The sequence below is a fragment of the Myxococcus sp. CA051A genome (assembly GCF_013336705.1).
GTDB lineage: Bacteria > Myxococcota > Myxococcia > Myxococcales > Myxococcaceae > Myxococcus > Myxococcus llanfairpwllgwyngyllgogerychwyrndrobwllllantysiliogogogochensis.
The window spans coordinates 73988-99100 of sequence record NZ_JABUMS010000006.1; the positions used below are offsets into that span (position 1 = coordinate 73988).

Below are 25113 nucleotides of genomic sequence, written 5' to 3' on the forward strand. Positions count from 1 at the left end.
CCGCCGACGGGACGAGCAGCTCAGCGCACCGATGCGAGAAACCCGTCGAGCACGCTGTTCACCCAGGCCGGTGCATCGAGCTGCACCCAGTGGCCGGTGACGGGCTCCACCTTCTTGAACGGCAGCTCGGGCACCCGAATCTGGTACGCATCCGGACCCTCGTTGTACGCCGTCACGACGGACAGCTTGGGCCCCGGATAGCGACGCAGCGCGGAGACCGGGTCGAACGTCAGGAGCGAACCCAGTCCCGACCGGACCGCCACCTGAGCGGTGGCACGCAGTCCTCCGAGCACCTGCTCCCGGACCTCGGGCCGCGAGGGGGCGAGCATCGGCGCCCAGTACTCCTCGACGACCTGAAGCCACGCCTCGGTGCCCAGCACCGCCATCAGCCCCTGCGCCTGCTCTTCTGGAATCAGTCGTCCATCGGAAGCAGGGTCGAGCAGCAGCAACCCCGCCACGCGCGACGGATGCGCCGCCGCGTAGGCCGTGCAGACCGCGCCGCCCAGGCTGTGCCCCACGAGGACGAATCGCTCCAGCTTCAAGCCATCCACCACCGCCGCCACGTCCGCCGCGAAGTCCTCGACGGAAATCGCTCCCTTGGTGGGGACCTCGGACTGGCCGTGGCCTCGCAGGTCCAGCGCCAGCGCCCGACGCGTCTCGCGCAGGTGCGAGAGCTGGGCCGCCCAGTGCTTCGTGCTCCCAGCGCTGGAGTGGACGAACACCACCGGAAGCCCACCCACACCACCGTCATCCACGTACAGCGTCCCAGCCGGGCCCTTCATACCGACCTCCTCGATTCAGGGGCGCGTCCAACCGCGCCATGAATCCTTGAGTACGGCCCATCCCTGTCAGAATCTGTCAGCAAATGGCACGCGTCAGCCGAGTCATGCGTCTGGTCGACTTTCTCCGGGGCCGGGAGGCCACCACCGTCGCGGAGATTTCCGCGGCGCTGGGGGTGAGTCCCCGAACCATCCACAGGGACCTCGCCACCCTGCGGGAGCAGGGCCTGCCCATCGCCAGTGACACCGGGCCGGGAGGCGGCGTTCGCCTGGAGCGAGACAGGGGTGTCACCGCCGTCCACCTCGGCGTCGAGGAGGTCGTCGCGTTATGGCTGGCCGCGAGCCTGTCGTCGACGGGGAGCGCGTTGCCGTGGGGAAGCGCGGCGCGCTCGGGGCTCGACAAGCTCTTCGCCAGCGTGCCGAGGGAGCGCTCCCGGAGCATGCGCGAGCTCTGCCAGCGCGTGGTGGTCGGCCGCCCCGCGACAGCCCGCGTTCTCGCGGACCTGGGAGAGCCTCCCGAGGAGCTGCTCGCCATCTTCGAGCAGGCGTTCCGCGAGCAGGTGTGCCTCGCCTTCGACTACGAGGACCGCCACGGGAAGAAGAGTCGCCGCTGTGTGGAGCCACACGGGCTGCTCGTCGAGTCCCCGGTCTGGTACGTGCTGGCGCGCGACGTGGAGAAGGCAGCGGCGCGCATGTTCCGGATGGACCGCGTCCACCGGCCCAGGCTGGTGCCCGAGCGCCGCTTCACGCCTGACATGGAGGGGCTCAAGGCCCAGGCCCTCGCTCAGCGGAGCAAGGGCCCGGAGTGAGCGGGGCTCAGCCCTGCGAAGGGGCGGCGCGCGGACGGCGCGTCTTCTTCGCGGCGGTGATTTCCAACGACAGGTCCATGGCCCGCGCCGAGTGTGTCAGCGCCCCCATGGAAACGAAGTCCACGCCCATCTTCGCCAGGCGCGGCAGCCGGTCCAGGGTGACGCCACCGGATACCTCGAGCGGTACACGCCCGGCCGCCAGCTTCACGGCCTCGCGAATCTGCGCGTCGTCCATGTTGTCGAGCATCACCACATCGGCGCCGTGCTCGAGTGCCTCGGCGAGTTGCTTGAGGTTGGTGACCTCAATCTCGATTTTGCACAGGCGAGGACCGTTCGCCTTGGCGAGCCGGAGCGCCTCGGAGATGGAACCACCGACGGCCGCGATGTGGTTGTCCTTGATGAGCACGCCATCGAAGAGACCGAAGCGGTGGTTGGTGGCGCCGCCCATGCGGACGGCGTCCTTGGCCAGCACGCGCATGCCAGGGGGCGTCTTGCGCGTGTCCAGCACCTGCATCTTCGAGCCCCGCACCGACGTCATCGCCTGCTGAGCCAGGGTGGCGATGCCGGCGGCGCGCTGGACGAGGTTGAGCGCGGTTCGCTCGGCGGCGAGCAGCGAGCGCAGCCGCCCGTGACACCGAGCGGCCACGACCTTGGGTTTGATCTCCTGGCTGTCCTGGCGGAGCAGCTCCACCTCGACGTCCGGGTCGACTTTGTGGAAGACGCGCGTGAAGGCCTCCAGCCCCGCGAGCACCAACTGCTCTTTGGCGACCAGCTCGGCACTGCCCTCCGCGTCAGGCGGAATGAGGGCCTGCGAGGTGACGTCTCCCGCCGCCCCCAGGTCTTCGTCAAGGGCGAGGTCGATGAGCCGATCGAGGTAATCCTGCTGCACGTCTCCTCCTGCTACCGCCGGGCCTTGGCCCGTGCCGAGGGCTTCGCCCGGGTGACCTTCTTGGCCGCCGCCTTCTTCGCGGAGGACTTCTTCGCGGGAGCTCTTCCGCCCGCCTTCTTGGCCGCCGCCTTCTTCACGGGAGCCTTCTTCGCCGCGCTCTTCTTCGAGGAAGCCCTGCCCGCGGCCTTCTTCGCCGCGCCCTTCTTCGCCGAAGCCTTGCCACCCGCGGCCTTCTTCACCGCGCCCTTCTTCGCCGAAGCCTTTCCACCCGCGGCCTTCTTCACCGCAGCGGCCTTCTTCGAGGAGGCCTTACCACCCGCCGCCTTCGCGGCAGCCCCCTTCTTCGCGGGAGCCTTGGTGCTCGCGGCCTTCGCGGAGGCCTTCTTCGCGGGAGCCTTGGTGCTCGCGGCCTTGGCGGGAGCCTGGGTGCTCGCGGCCTTGGAGGGGGCCTTCTTCGCGGGAGCCTTGGTGCTCGCGGCCTTGGCGGGAGCCTGGGTGCTCGCGGCCTTGGAGGGGGCCTTCTTCGCGGCTGCCTTCGCCGGGGCGGCCGTCGCCACGGTCGGCTTCTCGCTGGAAGCCTTCGGGGCCTTCACGGCCACCGGCTTCGCGGGAGCTTCGCTGACCTCGGAGGCAGTCGCCTGGGGCTTCGCCTTCTTGCCACCCGTGCGCGCGGGCTTGGACGCCGTGCCCTTGGACGGAGCCTCGCGGGAGTCGCCGCCCTCCTTCGCCTTGCCGAACTCGCGCATCGCGTCGTCCACGAGCCCCATGCTCATGTACGCGACGCCCAGGTCATGGTGGTCCGTGGGAGACAGGCCTTCCTTCGTCCCCTCGCGCAGCTTCGCCAGCGCGTCCTGCACCTGGGGGTCCTCCTCGGGCACGCGGCCCTCGTCCCCCATCTCACCCTTCAGTTCCTGGCCCAGGTCCACGCCGCCCTTGTCTTCCTTCGACGGGGCGACCTTCACCTGGGCTGGCTGGGAGGGGGAGGCACTCTCCTGGGTGGACGTGCTGCTGCTCTCGGTCGGCAGATTCTCAGGCATGGACGGCTCCGGGGCGATCCGCTGCAGGTGATCTTCGAGCTTGGCCTTGCGCTCCTTCAACTCCTGCACGCGAGCGCGGTCCTTCTCCACCACGTCGGGCGGCGCCTTGGCCACGAAGTTGGGATTCTCCAACTTGCGCAGGATGCTGGCCGCCTCCTGCTCCGAGCGGGCCATCTCCTTGCGCAGCCGGTCCCGCTCCGCGTCCAGGTCGACGAGCCCCGCCAGCGGCACGTAGATCTCCAGATTCGTCGCCATGAAGGCCGCCGCCTGGGGAGGCTTCGGGCCCGGAGGCCCCACCTGCACGTCGGACAGGCCCGCCAGGGGCAGCAGGTAGCCGCGCCAGCGCTCCAGCAGCTCGCGCGTGCGAGCGTCCGCGCTCTGCACCACCGCCTTCACCTTGGTGGCCGGAGACAGGTTGCTCTCGCCTCGGATGGTGCGCAGTCCCTCGATGGCCGCGATGACCGGCGCCATCTCCGACTCGGCCGCCTCGTCCACCAGCGCCGTGTCCGGCGTCGGGTACGGGGCAATCATGATGCTCTCCGTCGGCCGGGTCATCGGCAGCTTCTGCCAGATCTCCTCGGTGATGAAGGGCATGAACGGGTGGATCAGCCGCAGCACGCGATCCAACGCGTAGACGAGCACCGCGCGCGTGGTGTCCTTCGCCGCCGGGTCCTCGCCATAGAGCGAGCCCTTGGCCAGCTCGATGTACCAGTCGCAGAGCTCCGCCCAGAGGAACTGGTACAGCGTGGAGGCAGCCTCCGCGAAGCCGTAGACCTCCAGCGACGCGCTGGCCTCCGTCGTCGCGCGCTGCAGCCGCGAGAGAATCCACCGGTCCGCCAGCGTGAGCGGCAGCTCCTTCGGCGAGCGGCCGTCGTACTGGTACCCCCCCATGTTCATCAGGGCGAAGCGGCTGGCGTTCCAGAGCTTGTTGCAGAACGCCTTGTAGCCGGCGAGCCGGTCCATCGACAGCTTGATGTCGCGGCCCTGCTGGGTGAGCGAGGCGAGCGTGAAGCGCAGCGCATCCGCGCCAAACGCGGGCATGCCCTGCGGGAACTTGTTCTTCAGCGTCGCGTTGAGCTGCTCGGGCTTCGCGCCGAGAATGACGTCCAAGGGGTCGATGACGTTCCCCTTGACCTTCGACATCTTCTCGCCCTTCTCGTCGCGCACCATCGCGTGCAGGTAGACGGTGCGGAAGGGCACGTCGCCCATGAAGTGCAGGCCCATCATCATCATCCGGGCGACCCAGAAGAAGATGATGTCGTGGCCCGTCTCCATGACGGACGTCGGGTAGAAGGTCTTCAGCTCCGCGGTGTCGCGAGGCCAGCCCAGCGTGGAGAACGGCCAGAGCGCGGACGAGAACCAGGTGTCCAGCACGTCCGAGTCCTGGATGAAGCTCTTGCCGCCACACTTGGGGCAGGACTCCGGCATCGTGCGCGCGACGATGGGCTCCGCGCGAGCGAAGTCCACGCCGCCCACCTTCACCGTCGGGGCATCCAGCGGCAGGTCCGTGTCGTCACCCTGCCGGGGGCTGCACGACGTGCAGTAGTACGCGGGAATCTGGTGGCCCCACCACAGCTGGCGGCTGACGCACCAGTCGTGGATGTTGCGCATCCAGTGGAAGTACGTGTTCGTCCACGCCTCGGGGACGAACTTCGTGCGGCCCTGCTCCACCGCTTCAATCGCGGGACGCGCCAGCGGCTCGATCTTGATGAACCACTGCGGCGACAGGCGCGGCTCCACCACGGTGGTGCAACGCTGACAGGCGCCGATGGACAGCTTGTGCGGCTCTTCCTTCTCGAGCAGCCCCTGCTCCTGCAGGTCCGCCAGCACCGCCTTGCGCGCCTCGAAGCGGTCCATCCCGGCGTACTTGCCGGTGTCCTTCGTCATCCGCGCCGCTTCGTCCAGGATGGACACCATCGGCAGCTTGTGACGCAGGCCCGTCTGGTAGTCGTTGAAGTCGTGCGCGGGCGTCACCTTCACCACGCCGGTGCCGAACTTCGGGTCCACCAGCTCCGCGTCCGCGACGATGGGAATCTCGCGCCCCGTCAGCGGCAGGACGACGAGCTGGCCGGCCAGCCCCACGTAGCGCTCGTCCTCGGGATGGATGGCCACCGCCGTGTCGCCCAGCATCGTCTCCGGGCGCGTCGTCGCCACGGTGAGCGTGCGGTCGCTGCCCTTGATGGGATAGCGGATGTGCCAGATGGAGCCGTTCTTCTCCTCGTGCTCGACCTCCAGGTCGCTCAGCGCCGTGCGGCACGAGGGACACCAGTTGATGAGCTTCTGGGCCCGGTACATCAGGCCCTCTTCGTACAGCCGGACGAAGACCTCGCGGACCGCGGCGGACGACGGCTCGTCCATGGTGAAGCGCTCGCGGCTCCAGTCCAGCGACGCCCCCAGGAAGCGGTGCTGTTCGCCGATGCGGGCGCCGTACTTGCCCTTCCACTCCCAGACGCGCTTGAGGAACGCCTCGCGACCGATGTCGTGACGGCTCTTGCCCTCGGTCTTCTTCAGCTCCTTCTCCACCACCATCTGCGTGGCGATGCCGGCGTGGTCCGTGCCGGGGAGCCAGAGCGCATTGAAGCCGCTCATCCGCTTCCAGCGCGTGAGGATGTCCTGGATGGTCGCGGTCAGCGCGTGACCGATGTGCAGGCTGCCCGTGACGTTGGGCGGGGGCAGGACGATGGAGAAGGCGGGCTTGTCGGACGTCGCCGCGGCGCGGAAGTAGTCGCGCTCGAGCCAGAAGGCATAGAGGCGAGCCTCGACCTCGGTGGGCTCGTAGGCCTTGGACAGTTCGGTCGTATCGGTCATTGAAGACGGCCAGCCCCCCTGAGGGGGCCGGCGGGGAAGTCAGGAGGTTTGCGGCGAGAAACTCGCCTCAGTGCTGCGTCTCTCGGTCCTTGATCAGCCGCTCGAGCTCCTGGCGGATGATCGTCTCCGCGAGCTGCGGTACGACCTCCCAGGCAATCTTCTCGATGACCTCACGGGAAGCCTTGGACAGCGCCTCGCGCAGCAGGGCCTCGCCCCCATCCGCCGCGGGACGGGCGACCGGAGGCCCCCGCTGCGCCGGAGCGGCCGGAGCCACGGGCCCACCCATGTCGAGCGAGATCTCCTCCGCGCCGCTCGTGTCGGGCAGCGAGTCCTCGATGCTGATGGCGGGCTGCGCGGCCACGGGAGCCGGAGCGGCGGGAGCGCCCAGCCCGAACGGATCCCTCGCGCGGGCCGCAGGCTGCGGCGCGCCCCCCTGGATGGGAGGAAGCGGCGTGGCGCCCGGAGGACGCGGCAGCCCCCCCGGCATCCCCGGAGCCGGAGCGCCAGGACGGGCCACCATGCCCGGAGCCCCAGGGCCCGGCGGCATGCCCGGACGCGGAGGCATGCCCGGCGCGGGAGCACCCGGCGGAGGCGGCACACCCGGACGCGCGACGGCGCCCGGCGGCATGCCCGGCCCAGGAGGACGCGCACCCGGTCCCGGCGGCATTCCAGGCCCAGGAGGACGCGCACCCGGCCCCGGCGGCATTCCAGGCCCGGGAGGACGCGCACCCGGCCCCGGCGGCATGCCAGGACCCGGAGGACGCTGCGCCATGCCCGGCCCCGGCGGCATGCCAGGACCCGGAGGGCGCGGCGCCATGCCAGGCCCCGGCGGCATGCCCGGCCCGGGAGGACGCGCACCCGGCCCCGGCGGCATGCCAGGACGGGCACCCACGGGCGCCGCGACGGGCGCGGGCTGCGGCGCCACCGGAGCGGCGGGCGTGACGGAAGGACGAATCACCTGCGTGGCGATGGAGGCCGGCAGCGTGTTGGACTTCTGGCCGACCAGCGCCTTCACCTTGTCGAGCAGAATCTGGCTCTCGAAGGGCTTGGTGACGTGGTCGTCCGCGCGGGCGGCGCGAGCCCGGTTCTCGTCGAAGGCCTCGAAGGTGCCCGCCAGCAGCATCACCGGGATGCCCTGGGTGGCGGGGTCGTTCTTCAGCGCCTCGCAGACCTCGTAGCCGCTCTTGCCCGGCATCGTCACATCGGCGAGGACGACGTCCGGGCGCATCTCGCGCACGCGCGAGATGGCGTCCAGCCCGTTGTCCACCGCGGTCACCTGAAAGTCCTCGGTCGCGAAGATCATGCCGATCACCTTGCGAATGGTGAGCGAGTCATCGGCGACCAGCAGATTCTTGGGCATCGGTATCGGGCCTCGGGGGCGTCGACCCCCCTGAATTCGTTGAGAAATCCGGCCGAGAAAACCTTCTTCACGGCACGGTATCAAGCCCGGCAGCTTACGGTTTGCGCTCCGGGACGATCAAGAAAACATGCGCTGCAGGTCAAGGAACAGCACTGGCTCCGGCAATCCAGGGACGCGGAAGCTTCCCGCGGTGTCGTCCGGCTCGAAGCGCTGCAGGACACCCAGCACTCGCGTGGCCGTCAGCCCTACGTTACGCCCCGCCAGTTCCGCCAGGAGAAAGAATGGCTCGGGCGCGGGGGGAGCCCCCAGCAAAGCGGGAACCGAACAGATGGGCCACAGGACCTGGGCATGCGGAAAGATACCGGCCACCGGTCCGCTCTGCACGGGCAGGACGCTGAAGGACTCACCCCGCTCCACCACCTGGGACACGAAGGCCAGGGGAACGCCGAACAGGCGCCCCTGTGACTCGAAGACGAGCGCCCGCTCGGGCACGGACTCGGCCCAGTGCACGGGGCGCGGGGGAGCAGGCGTGGCTCGAGGCCCCACCCGGTGCGGCAGCGCCTCCGCGATGAGCTCCAGGTACAGCCGCTCCTTGTGGAGCACCGCGCCCCGGCTCAGCGGCGCCAGCGAGTCCGCGAGGCCCGAAGGCAACAGGAAGAACGGCGCGCGCGCGACATCCGCGACCTCCACCACCGAGCGGACCCGCACCGCGAGCGTGGGACTCACGTCGAGCACCACCACCATGCCCACGTCCGGCTCCGGCGCGCCGCCGAGCAGCGCCGCCAGATCCTTCACCTCGAGCACGCCTCGCAGGTTGCTTCCATGGGAGCCAGGCATCGCCACTTCCATGACGGATGTGGCTTCCACGGCATAACGGGTCTCCCCGGCTTCGACGAGCAAGCAGAGTCGGCGACCGCTTTCGAAGGGCGACACGGGAGCGACCCTAGCAGCGTTCCGATGGATGGTGCTAAGCCATGCGGGAGATGGCGCGCATCCTCCTCGTCGACGACGAAAAGATCGCCCGCACCCTCTACGGCGACTACCTCACGGCCGTGGGGCACACCGTCACGGCGGTGGCCACGCTCCACGAGGCCCGACAGGCGCTCGCCGCGGACCGCTTCGACGCGGTGGTGACGGACCTCATCCTCCCCGGTGGCGACGGCATGGAGGTCCTCCGGCACGTGCGGGAGCGACACCCGGGCGTGGAGGTCGTCGTCATCACCGGCCTCGACAAGGTGGACCCCGCCGTGCGCGCCATCAAGAGCGGCGCCGCGGAGTACCTGGTCAAGCCCGTGGCACCAGAAGCCCTGCAGCACGCCGTGCGCCGCGCGCTCACCACCCGCGACCTGATGCGGGAGAACGCCTCCCTGCGCCGACATGTCGCGCTGCTGGAGGCCGGGCAGCGACTGGCCACGACGCTGGACCGGGAGAAGCTGGCCACCGCCACCACCGGCGCGCTCGAGTCCATGGGCTCCGCCAACGCCATCGTCCTGCTGGAGCGCGACGCCGCGGTGGGCCTGCGCACGCAGGGCACGCGCGGGCTGCCCACCGGCGCCGAGGAGACGGTGGTCGCCTGGCTGCGCGAGCAGCTCCTGGAAGCGCGCTCCCCTCGCGAGCTCGAGGTGCCGGACGTCCCCTTCCAGCGAGTCCTCACCTTCCCCGCCGTCGAGGGCGACGCGGTGCTGGGGCACGCGGTGCTCTTCTACGCGGACGCCCGCGACAGCGAGGGCAGCGCCTCCGAGGCCGCCAGCTACCTGGTGCGCAACTGGGCGCTGGCGCTGCGCAACCTGGGTCGCTTCGCGGCCGTCGAGGACCTGGCGTACATCGACGACCTGACGCGCCTGTTCAACACGCGCTACCTGCACCTGATGTTGGACCGGGAGTTCCAGGACGCGCCCCAGACGCACCGCCCCTTCAGCCTGCTGTTCCTGGACCTGGACCACTTCAAGTCCATCAACGACAACCACGGCCACCTCGTCGGCTCGAAGCTGCTCGTGGAGACGGCGCGCGTGGTGAAGGGCTGCGTGAGAGACCACGACGTCGTGGCGCGCTACGGCGGCGACGAGTACGTGGTGATGCTGCGCAACACCGACTCGGGCGGGGCCCTCAAGGTCGCCGAGCGCATCCGCCGCACCATGGAGACGCATCGGTTCCTGGCGCGCGAGGGGCTGTCGCTCAAGCTCACCACCTGCATCGGCGTGGCGAGCTTCCCCGAGCACACGCGAGACAAGGCCACGCTGCTGGATTTGTCGGACCGGGCCATGTACCGCGGCAAGCGCGGCACCCGGAACGTCGTCTACATGGCCGCGCAGGACCTGGAAGCCCCCCCAGCCGAACGTCGCCAGGGAAGCACCGGCACCTAGCTCAGGGCCGCATGCTGCCGACGGTGAGCCGCTTGACGATGCTGGGCTCCGGCGCCTCGGCGCTGGCGCCCTCCTTGCCCACGGCCTCCACCGACTCATGCGGGGCACCGGAAATGATGAGCTTGAACTTCTCCACCGCCTCCTGGGCGTGCTGGGCCTGCTCGGGGTCCAACCGGGCGATGAGCTGCCAGAAGAGGGCGGCGTGCTCACGCTCCTCGTCCATGACGTGCCGGAGGACGGCCTTGGCCTCCTCGTTGTCGGTGGCGTCGATGTGGGCGGCGTAGAGGTTGATGGCGTCCAGCTCCGCCTCGATGTTGAGCCGGATGGAGCGGGCCAGCTCGGCGTCGGTCATCTTCCGAGGCACGAGGGAGTGGAACGGGTCGGTCTGCGGCATGAGAGGCCCTCCGAGGCCGGGCGACGGCGTCCAGCAGGCTGGGCGACGCGGGAAGAACGCGGGAAGCATCCGCGTCCCCGGCGGGCCGGTCAACGGATTCCCTCCAGGCGCGTTGCGTGGGATGGGCCGCCTCCGTCATGCTTCCCGACATGGAGATTCCCGCGCCGCTCGCCCAACTGCTCCAGGCCCTGGACGCGGGGGACCTGCCAGCCGCGCGCACGGCCGCGGCGGCGCTCCAACGCTCCGGCCTCCACGCCACCCAGCTCGCCGCGGAGGTGCTCCACGAGCTGCGCCAGCCCCTGCTCGGCGTGAAGGCCTATGCCCAGCTGCTCGCCGAGGACGGCGGCCCCTCCGGCCCATTGCGCCTCTTGATGTCCCAGGTGGAGCGGATGGAGCAGATCGTCTCCGACTTCATCCGGCTCGCCAGCGAGCGACATGCGCCGCAGCAGCGACTGTCCCTGGCGGCGCCCATCTGGGCCGCCGCGAAGCTCTTCAGCGTCAACCCCGACTCGGCGCGAATCTCGCTGGAGGTGGAGGCCCCGGAGGACATCTCCGTCCAGGGCAACTCGCGCCTCATCGAGCAGCTCACGCTGAACCTGCTCAACAACGCGCGCGACGCCATGTCGGGGCGTGGACGGGTGAAGGTCGTGCTCACGCGCGAGGGCTCGGCGCCCGTGCTGTACGTGGCGGACTGGGGCCCGGGCATCCCCGACGAGCTGCGCGAGCGCATCTTCGAGCCGTACGTCACCGCGAGCAAACGCGGTACGGGCCTGGGGCTCGCCGTGTGTCGACGAATCGCCGAGGAGCACCACGCGCGCATCGACCTCGCGCCGCAGGGCGCGCTGCGGGACGTGCCGGCGCCGGCCACGGTGTTCCGCGTGCAATTCCCCGCCTCGGAGACGGCCCCCGGGCCGCGCAAGCGCCTGCTGGTGGTGGATGACGAGACCATCATCCGCATGGTGTTCCGCGACTTGATGGGCAAGGAGTGCGAGGTCATCGAGGCGGCGAGCGGCGAGGAGGCGTTGGACCTGCTGCGCGAGGCGCCCGTGGACCTCATCGTCACGGACAAGAACCTGCCGGGCCTGTCCGGGCTGGAGCTGGCGCAGCAGGCGCGGCGGCTGTCCGCCACGTCGCGGGTCATCCTGATGACGGGCTATCCGTCGCTGGTGACGACACAGCAGGCGCTGGAGCTGGGCGTGGTGGACTACCTGCTCAAGCCCTTCGACGACATTCGCGAGGTGCGCACGCTCTTGCGCTCCACGCTGGCGGCGCCGCCCACACAGCCCGGTGCCGCGGCCCAGGTGAAGCGCGTGGACGTGCTGGAGGACAACCCCGCCACCGCCGCGCAAATCGCCGAGGCGCTAGAGTTGATTGGCCTGGAAGCCCGCGTGCTGCCCACCTCGGAGCTCATCGCGCTGGAGCCGCCCGCGGGCGTGGTGGTGTCCTGGGACTTCGCGCCGGCCTATGGGCGCAAGGCGCTGGAGCTGGGCAAGGCCATGGCCCAGGGAGCGCCCTTCGTGGTGCTGGCCGAGCACCTCACCATGGAGACCGCGCTGGAGTCGCTTCGCGCGGGGGCCTCGGCCTGTCTGCCCAAGCTGCTGTCCGACACCACTGCGCTGAGCCGTGAGCTGAGCCGCGCGTTCAAGAAAGGCGTCCCATGAGGCTTGCGCTCCTGTCCGTCCTGCTGCTGGGTGTGGCGTGTTCCTCAAACAAGCCCCCGGTGCAGGGCGAACCGGACGCGAGCGGCCCGGAGGACTCGGGCTCGGACGCGGGGACGCAGCCAGACGGAGGCGTGGACCCTGGCGACGGCGGCTCGGGGGATGACGGCGGCACGGGCGCCGACGCGGGGCCCGGTGAGGAGGACGCGGGAAGCTGCGAGCCACCTCCGTCGGTGCGGGAGTCCCTGCTCGTGCCCGGGCTGAACAACCCCCGCCGACTCGCCGTGGACGCGACGGACATCTACATCTCCGAGTCGCACTCGCTGCGGCCCAATGCCCCGGCAGGAGAGGGACAAATCCTTCGCCTTCCTAGAGCTGGCGGAGGAGCGACCTCCGTTGCCAAAGGCTTCTTCGCGCCGGATGCCATCGCGGTGGACGCGAAGAACATCTACGTGCTCGACCAGATTGGACTCTGGCGCGTGGACAAGGCCACGGGTGAGCGCGGTACGGTGCCCATCGAGTCCTCGCTGAACAGCGTCATCACGGGGGGCACCGATATCCGCATCGGACGACTGTCCGGAAAGGACGTCCTCGTCGTGGCGACGGGGCGCCGCCGCCTCGTCCGCGTCGACACGACCGGTGCCACGCCTTCATCCCTGGTGCTCTTCGAGGGCACCGTCGACACCCAGGTCCGTGGCGCGCGCATCGACGGCACCGACGTGTGGTTCCTCGTCACGGGAGGCACCGAGCCAGGCCTCTACCGCGTCCCGCTGGACCTGGACACGCCGGCCCAGCGCGTGGATGCGAGCATCACCACGGGCACCTCGCTGGAGCTCACGCCCACGCACTTCCTCATCACCGAGGGCAGCGGAGGCACCGGCCGGCTGCTCAAGCGGCCCCGAGCTGGCGGCGAGGCCCGCGTGCTCGCGGAGGGCCTGCAAGGCCCGCTGTTCCCGGTGGAGTTGAACGGCGCCGTCTACTTCAAGGACGCCGTGCCCCGCTCCTCCGCCTTCCTGCGCCGGACCCGGGGCTGTCCTCCCGGCACCTCCGACGCGGTCGGCCCCGAGGGAACCGGCCCGGGTGGACTCATCGCGGACGGCGACACCCTGCTCTTCACATCCCAGGAGAGCGGCACCGGGGGCGCCGTCGGCCGCGTTCCCTGAAGTTCCATCCCCTACGAAAGACAACGGCCCCGGCGCCTCGAAAGAGGCATCCGGGGCCGAGGCCAGCTCACCCGCCACATCCCGAGCCGTGGGGCCCGGGACGCGGAGCGTGGCTCAGTACTCCATGTCGTCGCCGCCGTAGTCCGGCATGCCGCCACCGCTACCACCGCCGCTGCCGCCCTTGGACTTGCCCTTCTGGCGCTCAGCGACCATGGCCTCGGTGGTCAGGAGCAGCGAAGCGACGGAGGCCGCGTTCTGCAGCGCGGTGCGCTCCACCTTGGTCGGGTCGATGACGCCGGCCTTCTCCAGGTCCTCGTAGGTGTCCGTGCGCGCGTTGTAGCCGAACGCGCCCTTGCCCTCGCGAACCTTGTTGATGACCACGGCGCCCTCGACGCCCGCGTTGCTGGCGATCTTCCGCAGCGGCTCCTGGAGCGCGCGACGGATGATATCCACGCCGAAGTTCTGCTCGCCGCCCGGCTTGAGCTGCTCGAGCGCCGGCAGCGTGCGCAGGTAGGCGACACCGCCGCCCGGGACGATGCCCTCCTCGACGGCCGCGCGAGTCGCGTGCAGCGCGTCCTCCACGCGGGCCTTCTTCTCCTTCATCTCCGTCTCGGTGGCCGCGCCGACGTTGATGACGGCCACGCCGCCCACCAGCTTCGCCAGACGCTCCTGGAGCTTCTCGCGATCGTAGTCGCTGGTGACGGTGTCGATCTGGCCGCGGATCAGCTTGATGCGGCCCTCGATCTCTTCCTTCTTGCCGTTGCCATCGACGATGGTGGTGTTGTCCTTGTCCACCGTGATGCGCTTGGCGCGGCCCAGGTCGTTCAGAGTCAGGTTCTCGTACTTGTGACCCAGCTCCTCGCTGACCACCATGCCGCCGGTCAGCGTGGCGATGTCCTTGAGCATCTCCTTGCGACGGTCGCCGAAGCCCGGCGCCTTCACCGCGGAGACGTTCAGCACGCCGCGGATCTTGTTCACCACGAGCGTGGCCAGCGCCTCGCCCTCGATGTCGTCGGCGATGAGCAGCAGGGGCTTACCGGAGCGCGCGACCTGCTCCAGGATGGGGACCATGTCCTGCATCGAGGAGATCTTCTTCTCGCTGATGAGGATGTACGGGTCCTCGGCGACGACCTCCATCCGGTCACGGTTCGTCACGAAGTACGGAGAGATGTAGCCGCGGTCGAACTGCATGCCCTCGACCACTTCGAGCGTCGTCTCCAGGCCCTTGGCCTCCTCGACGGTGATGACGCCCTCCTTGCCCACCTTCTCCATCGCGTCCGCGATGATGGTGCCGATGGTCTCATCCCCGTTCGCGGAGATGGTTCCAACCTGGGCAATCTCCTTCTTGTCGGAGGTCGGCTTGGAGAGCTTCTTCAGCTCCGCCACCACCACCTCCACCGCCTTGTCGATGCCGCGCTTGAGGTCCATCGGGCTGTGGCCCGCGGCCACCAGCTTCAGGCCCTCCTCGTAGATGGACCGGGCCAGCACCGTCGCCGTCGTGGTGCCGTCGCCCGCCTTGTCGGAGGTCTTGGACGCGACCTCCTTCACCATCTGCGCACCCATGTTCTCGAAGCGGTTCTCGAGGTCGATCTCCTTGGCGACGGTGACGCCGTCCTTGGTGACCGTGGGCGAACCAAAGCTCTTCTCGATGACCACGTTGCGGCCCTTGGGACCCAACGTCACCGCGACCGCGTCCGACAACGTCCGGACGCCTCGCAGGATGGCCTCACGCGCGGACTGGTGGAAGAAAATCTCCTTCGCTGCCATCGCAACCTCCTGATGTTACTTGGAATTTTCGTGGATACTACGCAGGTCGTTAGCACTCGACCCTGGCGAGCGCCAACATAAGGGTCAGCCCAACGATGTCAACCAGGAAGGGCGGACGTGTGGGCGAGCGGACGGCCCGACGCGTGCCGGGGAGGAGCCTTTTCGGGGGCTACTCGGCGAAGCGCATCAAGGTGAGCAGCTGGCCCATGTCCAGGGGCTTGTTCAGCGTGAGGGCCACGCCCTTGCGCAGGCCGCGCTCGGTGATGTTCCCGTCCGTGCTGGCCGTCATCAGGAGCACGGGGATGGCCTGGAAGCGCGGATCGGCCTTCAGCTGCTCGGTGAAGGTGATGCCGTCCATGTGGGGCATGATGAAGTCGGTGATGACCATGCCCACCTGGTTGCGCTCGAGGATGTCGAGCGCCTGGAGCGCATCCGACGCCGAGTACACCGTGTACCCATGCATCTCCAGGAAGCGAGAGAGCAAGGTGCACAGCTCGAGATCATCGTCGACGACAAGGATGTTCACGGGACGGAACGCCGCACCAGCACGGGCGGCGGAACGTAACAGCCGCACCCGTCGTTGACAACGCACAGCGGGGCTTCTTATGAGCCGGGCCATGGAGAAGCGGACCGGGAAGCGATCGGGGTCGGGGGACCCGACGGCGCGGCTGGAGGCGGTGTCGGACGCCTTCGAGTCGGGTGACATCGAGGCGGCGCTGGCACAGGTGGAAGGTCTGCTTTCGGACGCGCCGGAGCTGCCGGAGGCCCTGCACTACCGGGCCGCGGCGCTCGCGGAGCTTGGACGGCTGGAGGAGGCGGGCCGCGCCTATGGCCAGGCCCTCAAGGTCGCCCCCGAGGACCTGGAAATCCTCCTGGGAGCCGCGGACTGCCTGGTCTGCCGGGCCGGCGAGGACCGGGAAGCGGTGGAGGAAGGCCTGGGCCTGTGCGCGCGGGGCAAGCGCCTGGCCCAGCGCGAGGACGACGTGGAGATGCTCTACGAGTTCCTCCTCCTGGAGGGCATGGGGCTCAACCAGATGGGTGAGTCCGAGCAGGCCCTGCTGAGCCTGGACGCGGCGCTGGGGCACGTGCCGCGCTCGGTGGACGCGCGGCTGGAGCGGGGCATCGCCTTGTTCGAATTGTGCCGCTTCGACGACGCGCGCGCGGGCTTCGAGGCGGTGCTGAAGGACGCGTCCGACGAGGCGTGGGCGCACCACTACCTGGGGCTGATGGCGGAACGGCGGGGGGACGAAAAGGAGGCCAGGAAGCGCTTCGCCAAGGCCCAGTCACTGGCGTCCGAGGAGTTCCCGCCCCCCGTGGAGCTGGCCGAGGCGGAGTTCGACCGCGCGGTGGAGGACGCGGTGAAGGCCCTGCCCCAGCATGCCAAGCAGTACCTGGACAACGTCACCATCGCGGTGGAGGACCTGCCGTCGGAGGAGGACCTCCTGGGGCAGTCCCCTCCCCTGTCTCCGAGCATCCTCGGCGTCTTCCGGGGAACGCCCGTGGGCGAGCGCAGCGTGACGAACGCGTATGACCACTTCCCGGCGTCCATCGTGCTGTACCAGAAGAACCTGGAGCGCTTCGCGAAGACGCGCGCGGAGCTCATCGAGCAGATTGGAATCACGGTGATGCACGAGGTCGGTCACCTCATGGGGTTGGACGAGGACGACCTGTGGCTGCGGGGGCTGGACTGACGGCGGCGGCCGCGCGCCGTTGCTTCAGGGCGGCGAGCGTCTGGCGGATGCCCTCGGCGTAGGGCGTCCTGGGCACGTCGCCGAGCAGGTGGCGCAGCTCCGAGTCGTCCATCAGCACGGGCTGGGTGTGCAGGTAGTGCATCTCCACCAGCTCGCGCATGAACGGGTCGAAGAGGCCGACGAGGCGAATCATCCCCTTCCCCATCGTCATGACCTTCGTGGGGCGGCCGACCTGTCGGTAGGTTTCCTCGACGAGCTTGCGCTGGCTCGTCACGCCCGCGCCGGCGAGGTTCCAGGAACGGCCATAGGCGCGAGGCTCGTCCATCAGCTTCGTCACCACGGGGCCCACGTCGGGCACGTAGATGAAGTCGTGCGGCGAGTCGATGGGGCCGATGAGCTGCGCGCGCTTGCCGTCCACGGCGGCGACGAAGGCGCGGTACAGGAAGCTGAGCTCGACGCCGGGGCCGTAGAAGTCGGGGAGGCGAAGGATGGTGCCGCGAATCGTGCCGGCGGCGTGTTCGGCCAGGAGGAGGTCTTCCTGCTCCTTGCGCATGCGGCCCTTGAAGCTGTTGGGCTCGCGCGGGTGGTCGTCCTTGACGGGCGTCGTGCGCGGCAGGCCGTAGGGGTAGACGGTGCCGATGAGGACCACCTGCTTGACGCCCTCGGCGATGGCTCCGTCGAGCGTCTTGCGCATCAGCACCGGGTGCAGGTGGAACCGCCAGTAGTTGACGCCGACCATGTAGACGAGGGTGTCGACACCGTGGGCGGCCGCGCGGACCGACGCCGGGTCCTCGGGGTTCCACGTCACGATTTCCGCGAGCGGGTCTGAGCCGAACTCGGCCTGCAGGGAGACCTTCGAGCGGCCCACCACCCGATAGGCCCTCCCCTGCGCCTTCAGCGCGTTGGCCACGCTCTGCCCGATGACTCCCGAGGCTCCGAACAACGCCACCTTGCCGTCCATGATGCGCTCCGTTTAGAACATCGAGATTTTTATGAACGCCGTTCTGTGAACACCGTTCATTTACTGGTGGCCGTTCGAATCGTCAAGCCCTAGGGTTGAGGCATGGGGATTTCGGAGCGCAAGGAGCGGCAGCGGGCGGAGCTGCGGGAGCAGATCCTCCGGGTGGCTCGGGACATGGTGGTGAAGGAGGGGTTCAGCGCGCTGTCGATGCGCAAGCTGGCGGAGGCGGTGGAGTACGCGCCCGCGACGCTGTACCTGCACTTCGAGAATCGGGAGGCGATTGCCCGGGAGCTGTGCGTGCGGGGCTTCGGGGAGCTGTTGGGGGCGCTGGAGCCGGGCTCGGCGGTGGCGGAGCCACTGGAGCGGCTGTCGGTGATGGGCGCGGCCTATGTGCGGTTCGGGCTGGAGCACCCGGAAACGTACCGACTCATCTTCATGGAAGACCCCAGGCTGTCGACCGAGCTCTTCCAAGGCGACTCGGACGGTGCGGGGCCTCGCGCTTTCGGCCTGTTGGCCCGGGTGTTCGAGGACCTGAAGTCAGCGGGGAGACTGGCAACCGAGGCGGACCCGGGGCGACTGGCCGAGGCACTGTGGGCGGGGCTGCACGGCATCGTGAGCCTGAAGCTGACGTGCGCGGCGTTCCAGACGTCCGCGGAGGAGCTGCGAGAGACGCTGACGGAGACGCTGGTGCATGGGCTGCCGGGGTTGAAGCCAGCGGCACGGTGAGCGTTGACGGAGCTGGGAAGGCCCGGCACTAATCGGCCACGGTAGGGCCTCCGGACCTGGTGGCCGGCCTGGGCTTCAAACCCAGTGAGAGGCGTTGAGAGACGTCTCTGGCGAGTTCGATTCCCGTGCCCTACCGCCATGTATCCCTTGAGTTCTCTGGCGCAGCCTTGACTGGACCATGGGACAATCCAAATAAAGCCTCTGCACATGACATAACCTTGGGCTTGCAGTTGCATCTCGCTTCATCGAAACCCTTGGAAGAGGCTGCGGACTTGTTATCTGCAAACCCTTCCCGCTTCAGTTCGACATCAACAGAAGGACCGACCCCTCGCTCTCCAGCTTTTCGAAGATCCACCAGCTTGCCGCGCGTAAAAAGCTTCAGCAGTATTGGGGGCGACTCGGATTTGAACCTATCAAAGGAACACCATACTTTGGGTTAAACCTGGATTATCGCCATCCAACCCGGCTGGACCTCGGATTGGAATAACTCACAATAGATTCAACACTGCCCACAAAATGTACGCCCGTTGCCTCCTTGGGCTCCAGGCCTGCGCCTGAGTGCATCACTGACGTTCAAGATGGGCACATCCCTGAAGACCCTGACCGTCCGGCAAAGGCTCTCATCACTCTCAAGTTGGCTGATCGCTTCGTGTTGAAAGCAGAGGCGACGCCGGTGATGCAACCCGAGGGACGTTCGCGCTCAGCAATGGGGACCGAGCTGACTGCGCACGATCTCGCGCCCGGGCGTGACGGTCCGGTAGGCACGCCGTCGGCCCCACCCGCTCCATCACAGGCAGTGTCAGCCCGGAGCACCTGTCAGTTCTATCTGGTATTACCCGACCCTGCGCTGCCGATGCGCTCCCGAGCGATGGGAGCCAGCGCCAGGAGGGCTCCGCATGCTGCCACGATCGTCGATTCTCCTACTGTTCGTGATGCTGGCCGGGTGCAGTAGCGCGACAAGATCGGTGCGTCTGGACACGGGTCCGGGCAAGCCCATCACCTTCACTCCACGCTCCGGTGACGCGGGACCGGTGGAACTGAACGAAGACGACTTCGAAGAGGCCGTGGCGAAGTTGGGCCGAGATGTGCCCGGGTCCACGCAGCCTCGATCGGACGCTCGGCGGCTGTTCTGGTTCCCTGCGAATGATGCGTACGCAGACGCACGAGGGCGCATCGGTCTCGTGTCTGTTGGCTCGGAACTGGACTCGTACAGCGACCACCTCCCACCGATTGAGGCATGGAGGCCGGAGGCGGATTCAGAACTCACGCGCGCCTACGGCCGCTGGTGCGATCGGACGCAGCGCACCCGAGATTGTCTGCATCTACTGGAAGACGGCCCCACTCTTGGCGAAGAAGGAAAGCGCACCCTGGCCCTCCAGTTCGCAATGGGCTCGGTCATGGACGAGACCCATGATGCGCTGGGAAAGATGGTGGATCCGGTCGCTGTGCGGAACACCATCATCACGGCCATGGCCGTGTACCTCGGCCTCTGGTTGCTGCCCGAGCCGGTGAGTAAGGGCGTGGCCGCCACCCTGACGGTCTGCCTCATCGCCTACTTGGGGGTGGACACCGTTTGGAACCTGGTCGCGGGGTGGCGGCAGCTTGCCGAGGACGTAGCGGTCGCCACGACCTTCGACGAGGTACGCATGGCTGGCGAAAAGTACGGCATGGTCATGGGCGAGAACGCGGCGCGCGTCTTCATCATGGTCGCGACCGCCGCCATTGGGAGCACCGCAGGGCTGGCGATCAAGGCACCGGCACTTCCGGGCTCGGCACAGGCGGTGCGGCTGGCCGATCTCCAGGGAGGCTTCCGGTTCACGGCGATCGCGGAAGTGGGCTCGGTGGCTATTCCCACCGAGGGAGCCGTCACCATCGCGCTCGCTCCTGGTGCGCTGGCCATGGCGGCACGAGGGACGAGCGCCGCTAGCACGGCCCCAGTGGACACGGAAGGCCCTTGGCACCACGTCGCCTCCGACAAGTTCAGCACCTCCACCAACAACGGGGGGCCCTGGACGCCAAGGTACCAGGAGATCTTCGACCGGGCAGGCATGTCGCTCGACGATGCGGCGAACCAGGTCCGCGTCCCGCGCCACAAGGGGCCACACCCAAGGGAGTACCATGAGGAGGTCTACGAGCGGCTGGACGAAGCAACATCGAGTTGCAAGAGCATCGAGCGTTGTCGGGAGGCGCTGACGAAAATCCTCGGTGTGTTGGCACGTGAGATCTCGAAGCAGGGGACCAGGCTCAATCGGCTGGTGACCCGAACCGAATGACGGAAGAATGACCTCATGCCGAAGCGGTTCTTCAAGTTGACCGATGATGTGTACCTCTCCGGCCGGTGGGAGCTGGGGCAGCCTCTGGATCACGAGGGCCGGAAACTCGATGACCCGTGGCAGTTCAGGATCGGGCAACGGGCTCAGTCGGACGAGCGCATCAAGATCCCCATCAAGATCTCCGGCAAGCCGCTCGACTATTCCCACGCGGCCTTCAGCATCCCCGTCGTCCACGCCCGCGTGGCCTCCCTCTTCACAGAGGTGGCACCCGACGACGTGCAGCTCATCCCTGTGGAGATCGACTCCCAGCCGGCTCAGCACTTCATCCTCAACGCCACCCGATTGGTGAAGTGCATCGACGACGCTGCGTGCGAGGAGGTGCGTTACTGGACACTGGAGGACGGAATGCCCGAGAAGGTGGGGACGTACTCCTCGGTGTCCGGGATGCGCATCGACACGGCGAAGGCGGAAGGCGCAAAAGTGTTCCGCACCTGGGGCTGGACCGTGGCCTTGATCGTGTCCGAGGAGATCAAGGAGGCCCTGGAGCGCGCGGGCCTCACCGGCGCGAAGTTCACGGACGTAACCGGCCCCGGGCCAGCCAATGGCCCTTGACCTATGCCGTTCCCACCCTCGGGCCCAAGATGGTCGGACGCGGGTGGACCTCCATGGACGCTCCACCTGCCCCGCTCCAGAGGGAAACCGGCCGACCCTCAATCCCTAAACGCTAACCATTGCGAGCAAGGGACTGGGCGCAGACCCTGCTCACACTCCACGAAGCAACAATGAGGCAGATGTCTGCGATTAACCCAAACACATCCAGTGTCCTGACTGTGGGTCACCCGAGCCACTGTCAGAGTCCGCATTGACGCGCGGTTAGCGCAATTCACCACAGGCTCAATCCAAATCGAAGCGCCCGCTCGACATGAACAATGCACTCGTGCATTTGAACTCAGGCGGCCGGCAGCCTCGACACGCACAGGGACATCATGAGTCATCCAGAACGTGAAGATGAGCGAAGCACCGAAGCGCTCATCCAGGCATCACTCGAGGGTGAAGAGGATGACGAGCGTGCCTGGGCAGCCATCCGCGTGCTGCATTTCCGGGGAACGCGCGACGTGCTGGACGCCGCCCTGCGCCTTCTTGACGCTCCCTCCGCGAAGGCTCGGGGGCGCGGCGCGGATATCCTTGGCCAGCTTGGAGCGAGTAGCCCTGGATCTGTCCCCGTCTTCACGCAGGAGCGTGGCGAGGCGCTGTTGGGCCTGCTCCGGCGGGAGGAAGACCCGGCTGTCCTTCTGTCAGCAGGCGTTGCACTGGGGCACCTCAGGGAGCCTCGTGCCCTTTCCGAGCTCATCCGTCTGGCGAGTCACCCCACTTCCGAGGCTCGGTATGGCGCGGTACACGGCCTGGCTGCCATGGATGCACCGGAAGCTGTCGAGGCACTCATCAGGCTCTCGTCCGACGCGGACCGCGACGTGCGGAACTGGGCAACCTTCGACCTGGGAACACTGAGGGAGAACGTAGACACACCGCAACTGCGTGATGCGCTCGCGGCGCGCCTCGGTGAGGAGGACTCAGAGATTTTCGGAGAAGCCCTCGTAGGTCTCGCGGCTCGCAAGGACCCACGCGCTGTCGAGCCCGTACGCGCGGCGCTGTGTGGCAATCCGGTGACGGTGTACGCGCTCGAGGCCGCTGCATCCCTAGGCAACCCGGAATTCTATCCGCTGCTCCTGGCCCTTCGCGATTCACCAGGCAAGGCGGATAGCTACTTCTTGAGCGTCCTCGATGACGTCATCTCCCGGTTCGGGCTGTAGAACCAAACGCAGACGTCGCCAGAACATCGGCCGTAGGAATACCCCGCTTCAATACACACACTGACGCAATTGCCAGAGCAAAAACCTTGCCTGCCATGCGCGCATCGGAGACGTCGAGGGCACGACGGCGCGTCCCGTCGCCCCAGGCCTCCTCTCATGGCCCCGAGGATTCAGGTCTCTTCCGCGACCGCCCGACCCTCACGAACCGCCGCCCCACACACGCTCAGAGGCCGGAGCCTGGGGCCTCCATCGCGGCGCCGGGCTCGCCCCATGGACGAACCTGACGACGCAGGAGCGCGCCGAAGACCAGGTACCAGACAGCGGCGAGCAACCCCAATCCGAGGCACCCCATCCACAGTGCGAACGCACCATGCCGGCCGAGCACCTGTCCCCCGAGGGCGGGAGCGACACATGTGGCGAGGCCCCACACCATGTGGAAGGCGCCCTGGTAGCTGCCCCGCGCATCCACGGGCGACAGGTCCGCCACCACCGCGGGCGCCACGGGGGATTGGATCATCTCCCCCAGCGTCCAAACCCCCACGGCCACGGCGGCAAGACCCGCGGAGGCGGAGAGGGAATGCAGCCCGAAACCCGCCCCCGTGAAGACCGCGCCCCAGGCCAGCAGCGTCATGCGACGAACCCGGACCGTCGCGCGCAGCAACAGCGGCTCTCCCACGGAGATGATCAACCCGTTGACCGCCATCACCGTGCCGAACATCGCCGGGTCCATGCCGCGCGACTCCAGGTCCACCGGAAGCGCGACGCCCCCCTGACAAAGGATGAACGTCGTCGCGAAGATGGGCACGACCAGGCCGACGAACCGGAGATTGCGGAACGGCGTCAGCATCGAGCCCACTTCAGCGGGCGTCTGGCGCACGCCCTCCGTCGAGGGCCGCGTCTCCGGCACCAACACCCAGATGACCATGCCGTAGATGAACGTCGTGCAGGCATCGAGGATGAAGAGGAGCTGGAAGCCCTGCCTCGACATGAACCCCGCCAGTGGCATCGACACCACGGTGGACACGTTGAGCACCCAGTACAGCAGGCCATAGGCGCGCGGGCGATCCACCTCCTGCACCACGTCCGAGATGATGGCGAAGAAGGCGGGCCGGTACAGCTCTCCCACGACGCCCAGGAGGAAGGCGGCGCCAAAGATGTGCACGGGCTCCCGGCAGAAACCGAGCAGCAACATCGCCCCCGCCCCCAGCCAGAGTCCCCCCGCCACGGTGAGCCTCCGACCCACGCGGTCCGCCAGCATTCCACCGAGCGGCCCGGCCACCACCGCGCCCGCGCCATACAGCGACGCGACGAGCCCGGCCCGCTCCACGGTGAAGCCCCGCTCCCCCGTGAGGTAGAGGGCCAGAAACGGCAGGATGAACGTTCCCAGCCTGTTCACCAGCGTCCCCAACCACAGCACCCAGAAGGTCCGGGGCAGGCCACCCACCAGGGGGCGCAGGACCGCGGCGACGTGGGCCCTCAGCCTCCCCGGCGGCGCGCTCACTGGGGTGTCCCGGTGAGCACGATGGCCGAGGGGCTCGACCCCGACGGGAACGGTGAGCCGACGATGGGAGCCAGCGCTCCCGACGCGGCGTCGAGCGTGTAGACCGAGACGTTGGGGCCTTCCGTCTCGATGTTCGTCAGGTACATGCGCCCGCCCACCAGGTCGAACGCGATGAAGCGAGGCCCCACCAACGCCGCGAAGGGCGAGCCAGGCACCGGGACCAGCGCACCGCTGCCGGGAAGGACGGAGAAGCCAGACACGGTGCCGTCCCCCCAATCCGCCACGTAGACGAAGCGGCCGGAGGGGTGAATCTTGATCTGCGCGGGGTTCGCGCCCGTCGGAAACGGAGAGCCCGCGACGGGAGTCAGCGCGCCAGTGATGGGATTCGCGGCGTAGCCCCAGACGTCGCTGGACAGGCCGTGCGCGACGTAGACCGCCCCCGTGAACGGATGGACGGCCACGGAGAAGGGCATCGTCCCCGCGCCGAAGGGCGACCCCGGCACGGGCGTCAGCGCCCCGGTAACCGGGTGGATGGCATACGCGGTGACGGTGTTCGAGACATCATTGACCGCGTACAGGAACCGCCCCAGGGGATTCATCCCGAGCGACAGCGGATGAGGCCCCGTCGCGAGGGGGGACCCCGCGAGCTGCGTCAGCGCCCCCGTCGTCGCATCCACCGAGTACGCCGTCAGCGTGTCATCCCCCCAGTTCGCCACATAGGCGAACCGGCCCTGCGGCGTGAACACCAGGTTGATGGGGCGCACTCCGGTGGAGAACGGCGAGCCGGGGATGGGCGACAGCGCTCCGGTCCTCGGGTCGATGGCGTAGACGGAGATGCTCGATGAGAAGTAGTTCAACGCGTACAGCAGCCGCCCGTTGGGGTGCAGCCGCATGAACGACGGGCGCTCGCCAGCCGCGAACGGGGCGAACGGCAGCGCGCCGAGCGCCCCCGTCCTCGGGTCGATGACATGCCCGGTGATGTCATGCGTATAGAAGTGACTCACATAGGCGAAGCGCCCGCCAGTCGCTCCACCTTCCGCGCTCGCGGGACTGGCGAGCGCGACCAGGCACATCAACGCTGACAGCAGGACGCACCGGCCCCAGGACTCGGGCCGCGACATGA

At 68.4% G+C, this 25113-nt stretch carries 20 protein-coding genes and 1 tRNA gene; 10 read left to right on the forward strand and 11 right to left on the reverse strand.

Annotated elements, in window-relative coordinates; all coding sequences use genetic code 11:
* Window positions 1-20: 20 nt before the first annotated feature.
* On the reverse strand, window positions 21-782 hold the full coding sequence (locus HUA74_RS18865; protein WP_174455612.1) for an alpha/beta fold hydrolase: 762 nt from the start codon (window positions 780-782) through the stop codon (window positions 21-23).
* 104 nt (window positions 783-886) lie between these two features.
* On the opposite strand from HUA74_RS18865, the gene HUA74_RS18870 reads away from it, so the two are divergent.
* A complete protein-coding gene (locus HUA74_RS18870; protein ID WP_254625134.1) occupies window positions 887-1588 on the forward strand; it encodes a YafY family protein in 702 nt (233 codons plus the stop codon).
* Between the two features lie 7 nt (window positions 1589-1595).
* Here HUA74_RS18870 and nadC read toward each other — a convergent pair whose 3' ends face one another.
* The 4 genes from nadC to HUA74_RS18890 form a co-directional block, all read right to left on the reverse strand.
* A complete protein-coding gene (gene nadC, locus HUA74_RS18875; RefSeq protein WP_174455614.1) occupies window positions 1596-2477 on the reverse strand; it encodes a carboxylating nicotinate-nucleotide diphosphorylase in 882 nt (293 codons plus the stop codon).
* 11 nt (window positions 2478-2488) lie between these two features.
* Window positions 2489-6322 (reverse strand): valine--tRNA ligase, encoded by a 3834-nt coding sequence (locus tag HUA74_RS18880; RefSeq protein ID WP_174455615.1) that lies wholly within the window; start codon window positions 6320-6322, stop codon window positions 2489-2491.
* 67 nt (window positions 6323-6389) lie between these two features.
* The gene (locus tag HUA74_RS18885) at window positions 6390-7682 is read right to left on the reverse strand and encodes a PleD family two-component system response regulator (protein ID WP_174455616.1); all 1293 of its coding nucleotides are present in this window, start codon (window positions 7680-7682) and stop codon (window positions 6390-6392) included.
* 117 nt (window positions 7683-7799) lie between these two features.
* Window positions 7800-8615 (reverse strand): chemotaxis protein CheW, encoded by an 816-nt coding sequence (locus tag HUA74_RS18890; protein WP_141645757.1) that lies wholly within the window; start codon window positions 8613-8615, stop codon window positions 7800-7802.
* Between the two features lie 50 nt (window positions 8616-8665).
* Here HUA74_RS18890 and HUA74_RS18895 point away from each other — a divergent pair, with 50 nt between their 5' ends.
* Entirely contained in the window at window positions 8666-10045 is a 1380-nt protein-coding gene (locus HUA74_RS18895; protein WP_141645769.1) for a diguanylate cyclase, read from the forward strand.
* A gap of 1 nt (window position 10046) precedes the next feature.
* Here HUA74_RS18895 and HUA74_RS18900 read toward each other — a convergent pair whose 3' ends face one another.
* Window positions 10047-10439, reverse strand: a complete 393-nt coding sequence (locus tag HUA74_RS18900; RefSeq protein WP_141645756.1) for a demethoxyubiquinone hydroxylase family protein — start codon at window positions 10437-10439, stop codon at window positions 10047-10049.
* 149 nt (window positions 10440-10588) lie between these two features.
* Here HUA74_RS18900 and sinK point away from each other — a divergent pair, with 149 nt between their 5' ends.
* Together sinK and sinM are read left to right on the forward strand one after the other, a co-directional pair.
* Entirely contained in the window at window positions 10589-12100 is a 1512-nt protein-coding gene (gene sinK, locus HUA74_RS18905; RefSeq protein WP_174455878.1) for a hybrid histidine protein kinase/response regulator SinK, read from the forward strand.
* On the forward strand, window positions 12097-13260 hold the full coding sequence (gene sinM, locus HUA74_RS18910; protein ID WP_174455617.1) for a signal integration modulator SinM: 1164 nt from the start codon (window positions 12097-12099) through the stop codon (window positions 13258-13260). The genes sinK and sinM overlap by 4 nt, the downstream gene beginning before the upstream one ends.
* A gap of 114 nt (window positions 13261-13374) precedes the next feature.
* Here sinM and groL read toward each other — a convergent pair whose 3' ends face one another.
* Both groL and HUA74_RS18920 read right to left on the reverse strand, forming a co-directional pair.
* Window positions 13375-15027, reverse strand: coding sequence for a chaperonin GroEL (gene groL / locus HUA74_RS18915; protein ID WP_141645753.1), 1653 nt, complete (start codon window positions 15025-15027; stop codon window positions 13375-13377).
* Between the two features lie 169 nt (window positions 15028-15196).
* Window positions 15197-15553: a response regulator gene (locus HUA74_RS18920; RefSeq protein ID WP_174455618.1), complete on the reverse strand. Its 357-nt coding sequence runs from the start codon at window positions 15551-15553 to the stop codon at window positions 15197-15199.
* 91 nt (window positions 15554-15644) lie between these two features.
* Here HUA74_RS18920 and HUA74_RS18925 point away from each other — a divergent pair, with 91 nt between their 5' ends.
* The gene (locus HUA74_RS18925) at window positions 15645-16718 is read left to right on the forward strand and encodes a metallopeptidase family protein (protein ID WP_141645752.1); all 1074 of its coding nucleotides are present in this window, start codon (window positions 15645-15647) and stop codon (window positions 16716-16718) included.
* Here HUA74_RS18925 and HUA74_RS18930 read toward each other — a convergent pair.
* Complete coding sequence (locus HUA74_RS18930) at window positions 16672-17679, reverse strand: NAD-dependent epimerase/dehydratase family protein (protein WP_174455619.1); 1008 nt, start codon at window positions 17677-17679, stop codon at window positions 16672-16674. The genes HUA74_RS18925 and HUA74_RS18930 overlap by 47 nt on opposite strands.
* Before the next feature lie 102 nt (window positions 17680-17781).
* Here HUA74_RS18930 and HUA74_RS18935 point away from each other — a divergent pair, with 102 nt between their 5' ends.
* The 5 genes from HUA74_RS18935 to HUA74_RS18955 all read left to right on the forward strand — a co-directional run bounded on the left by HUA74_RS18935 (window position 17782) and on the right by HUA74_RS18955 (window position 22489).
* Window positions 17782-18405, forward strand: a complete 624-nt coding sequence (locus tag HUA74_RS18935; RefSeq protein ID WP_174455620.1) for a TetR/AcrR family transcriptional regulator — start codon at window positions 17782-17784, stop codon at window positions 18403-18405.
* A 40-nt stretch (window positions 18406-18445) separates the two neighbouring features.
* Window positions 18446-18544: transfer RNA gene (locus tag HUA74_RS18940), tRNA-Sec, on the forward strand.
* A gap of 757 nt (window positions 18545-19301) precedes the next feature.
* Window positions 19302-20678 (forward strand): AHH domain-containing protein, encoded by a 1377-nt coding sequence (locus HUA74_RS18945; RefSeq protein ID WP_174455621.1) that lies wholly within the window; start codon window positions 19302-19304, stop codon window positions 20676-20678.
* Window positions 20679-20693: 15 nt separating this feature from the next.
* The gene (locus HUA74_RS18950) at window positions 20694-21290 is read left to right on the forward strand and encodes an imm11 family protein (RefSeq protein WP_174455622.1); all 597 of its coding nucleotides are present in this window, start codon (window positions 20694-20696) and stop codon (window positions 21288-21290) included.
* Between the two features lie 503 nt (window positions 21291-21793).
* The gene (locus HUA74_RS18955) at window positions 21794-22489 is read left to right on the forward strand and encodes a HEAT repeat domain-containing protein (protein WP_371817261.1); all 696 of its coding nucleotides are present in this window, start codon (window positions 21794-21796) and stop codon (window positions 22487-22489) included.
* A 223-nt stretch (window positions 22490-22712) separates the two neighbouring features.
* Here HUA74_RS18955 and HUA74_RS18960 read toward each other — a convergent pair whose 3' ends face one another.
* Both HUA74_RS18960 and HUA74_RS45170 read right to left on the reverse strand, forming a co-directional pair.
* Complete coding sequence (locus HUA74_RS18960) at window positions 22713-23990, reverse strand: MDR family MFS transporter (protein ID WP_371817262.1); 1278 nt, start codon at window positions 23988-23990, stop codon at window positions 22713-22715.
* Window positions 23987-25111: a beta-propeller fold lactonase family protein gene (locus HUA74_RS45170; RefSeq protein ID WP_217443507.1), complete on the reverse strand. Its 1125-nt coding sequence runs from the start codon at window positions 25109-25111 to the stop codon at window positions 23987-23989. Before HUA74_RS45170 ends, HUA74_RS18960 begins: the two co-directional genes overlap by 4 nt.
* Between the last annotated feature and the right edge of the window lie 2 nt (window positions 25112-25113).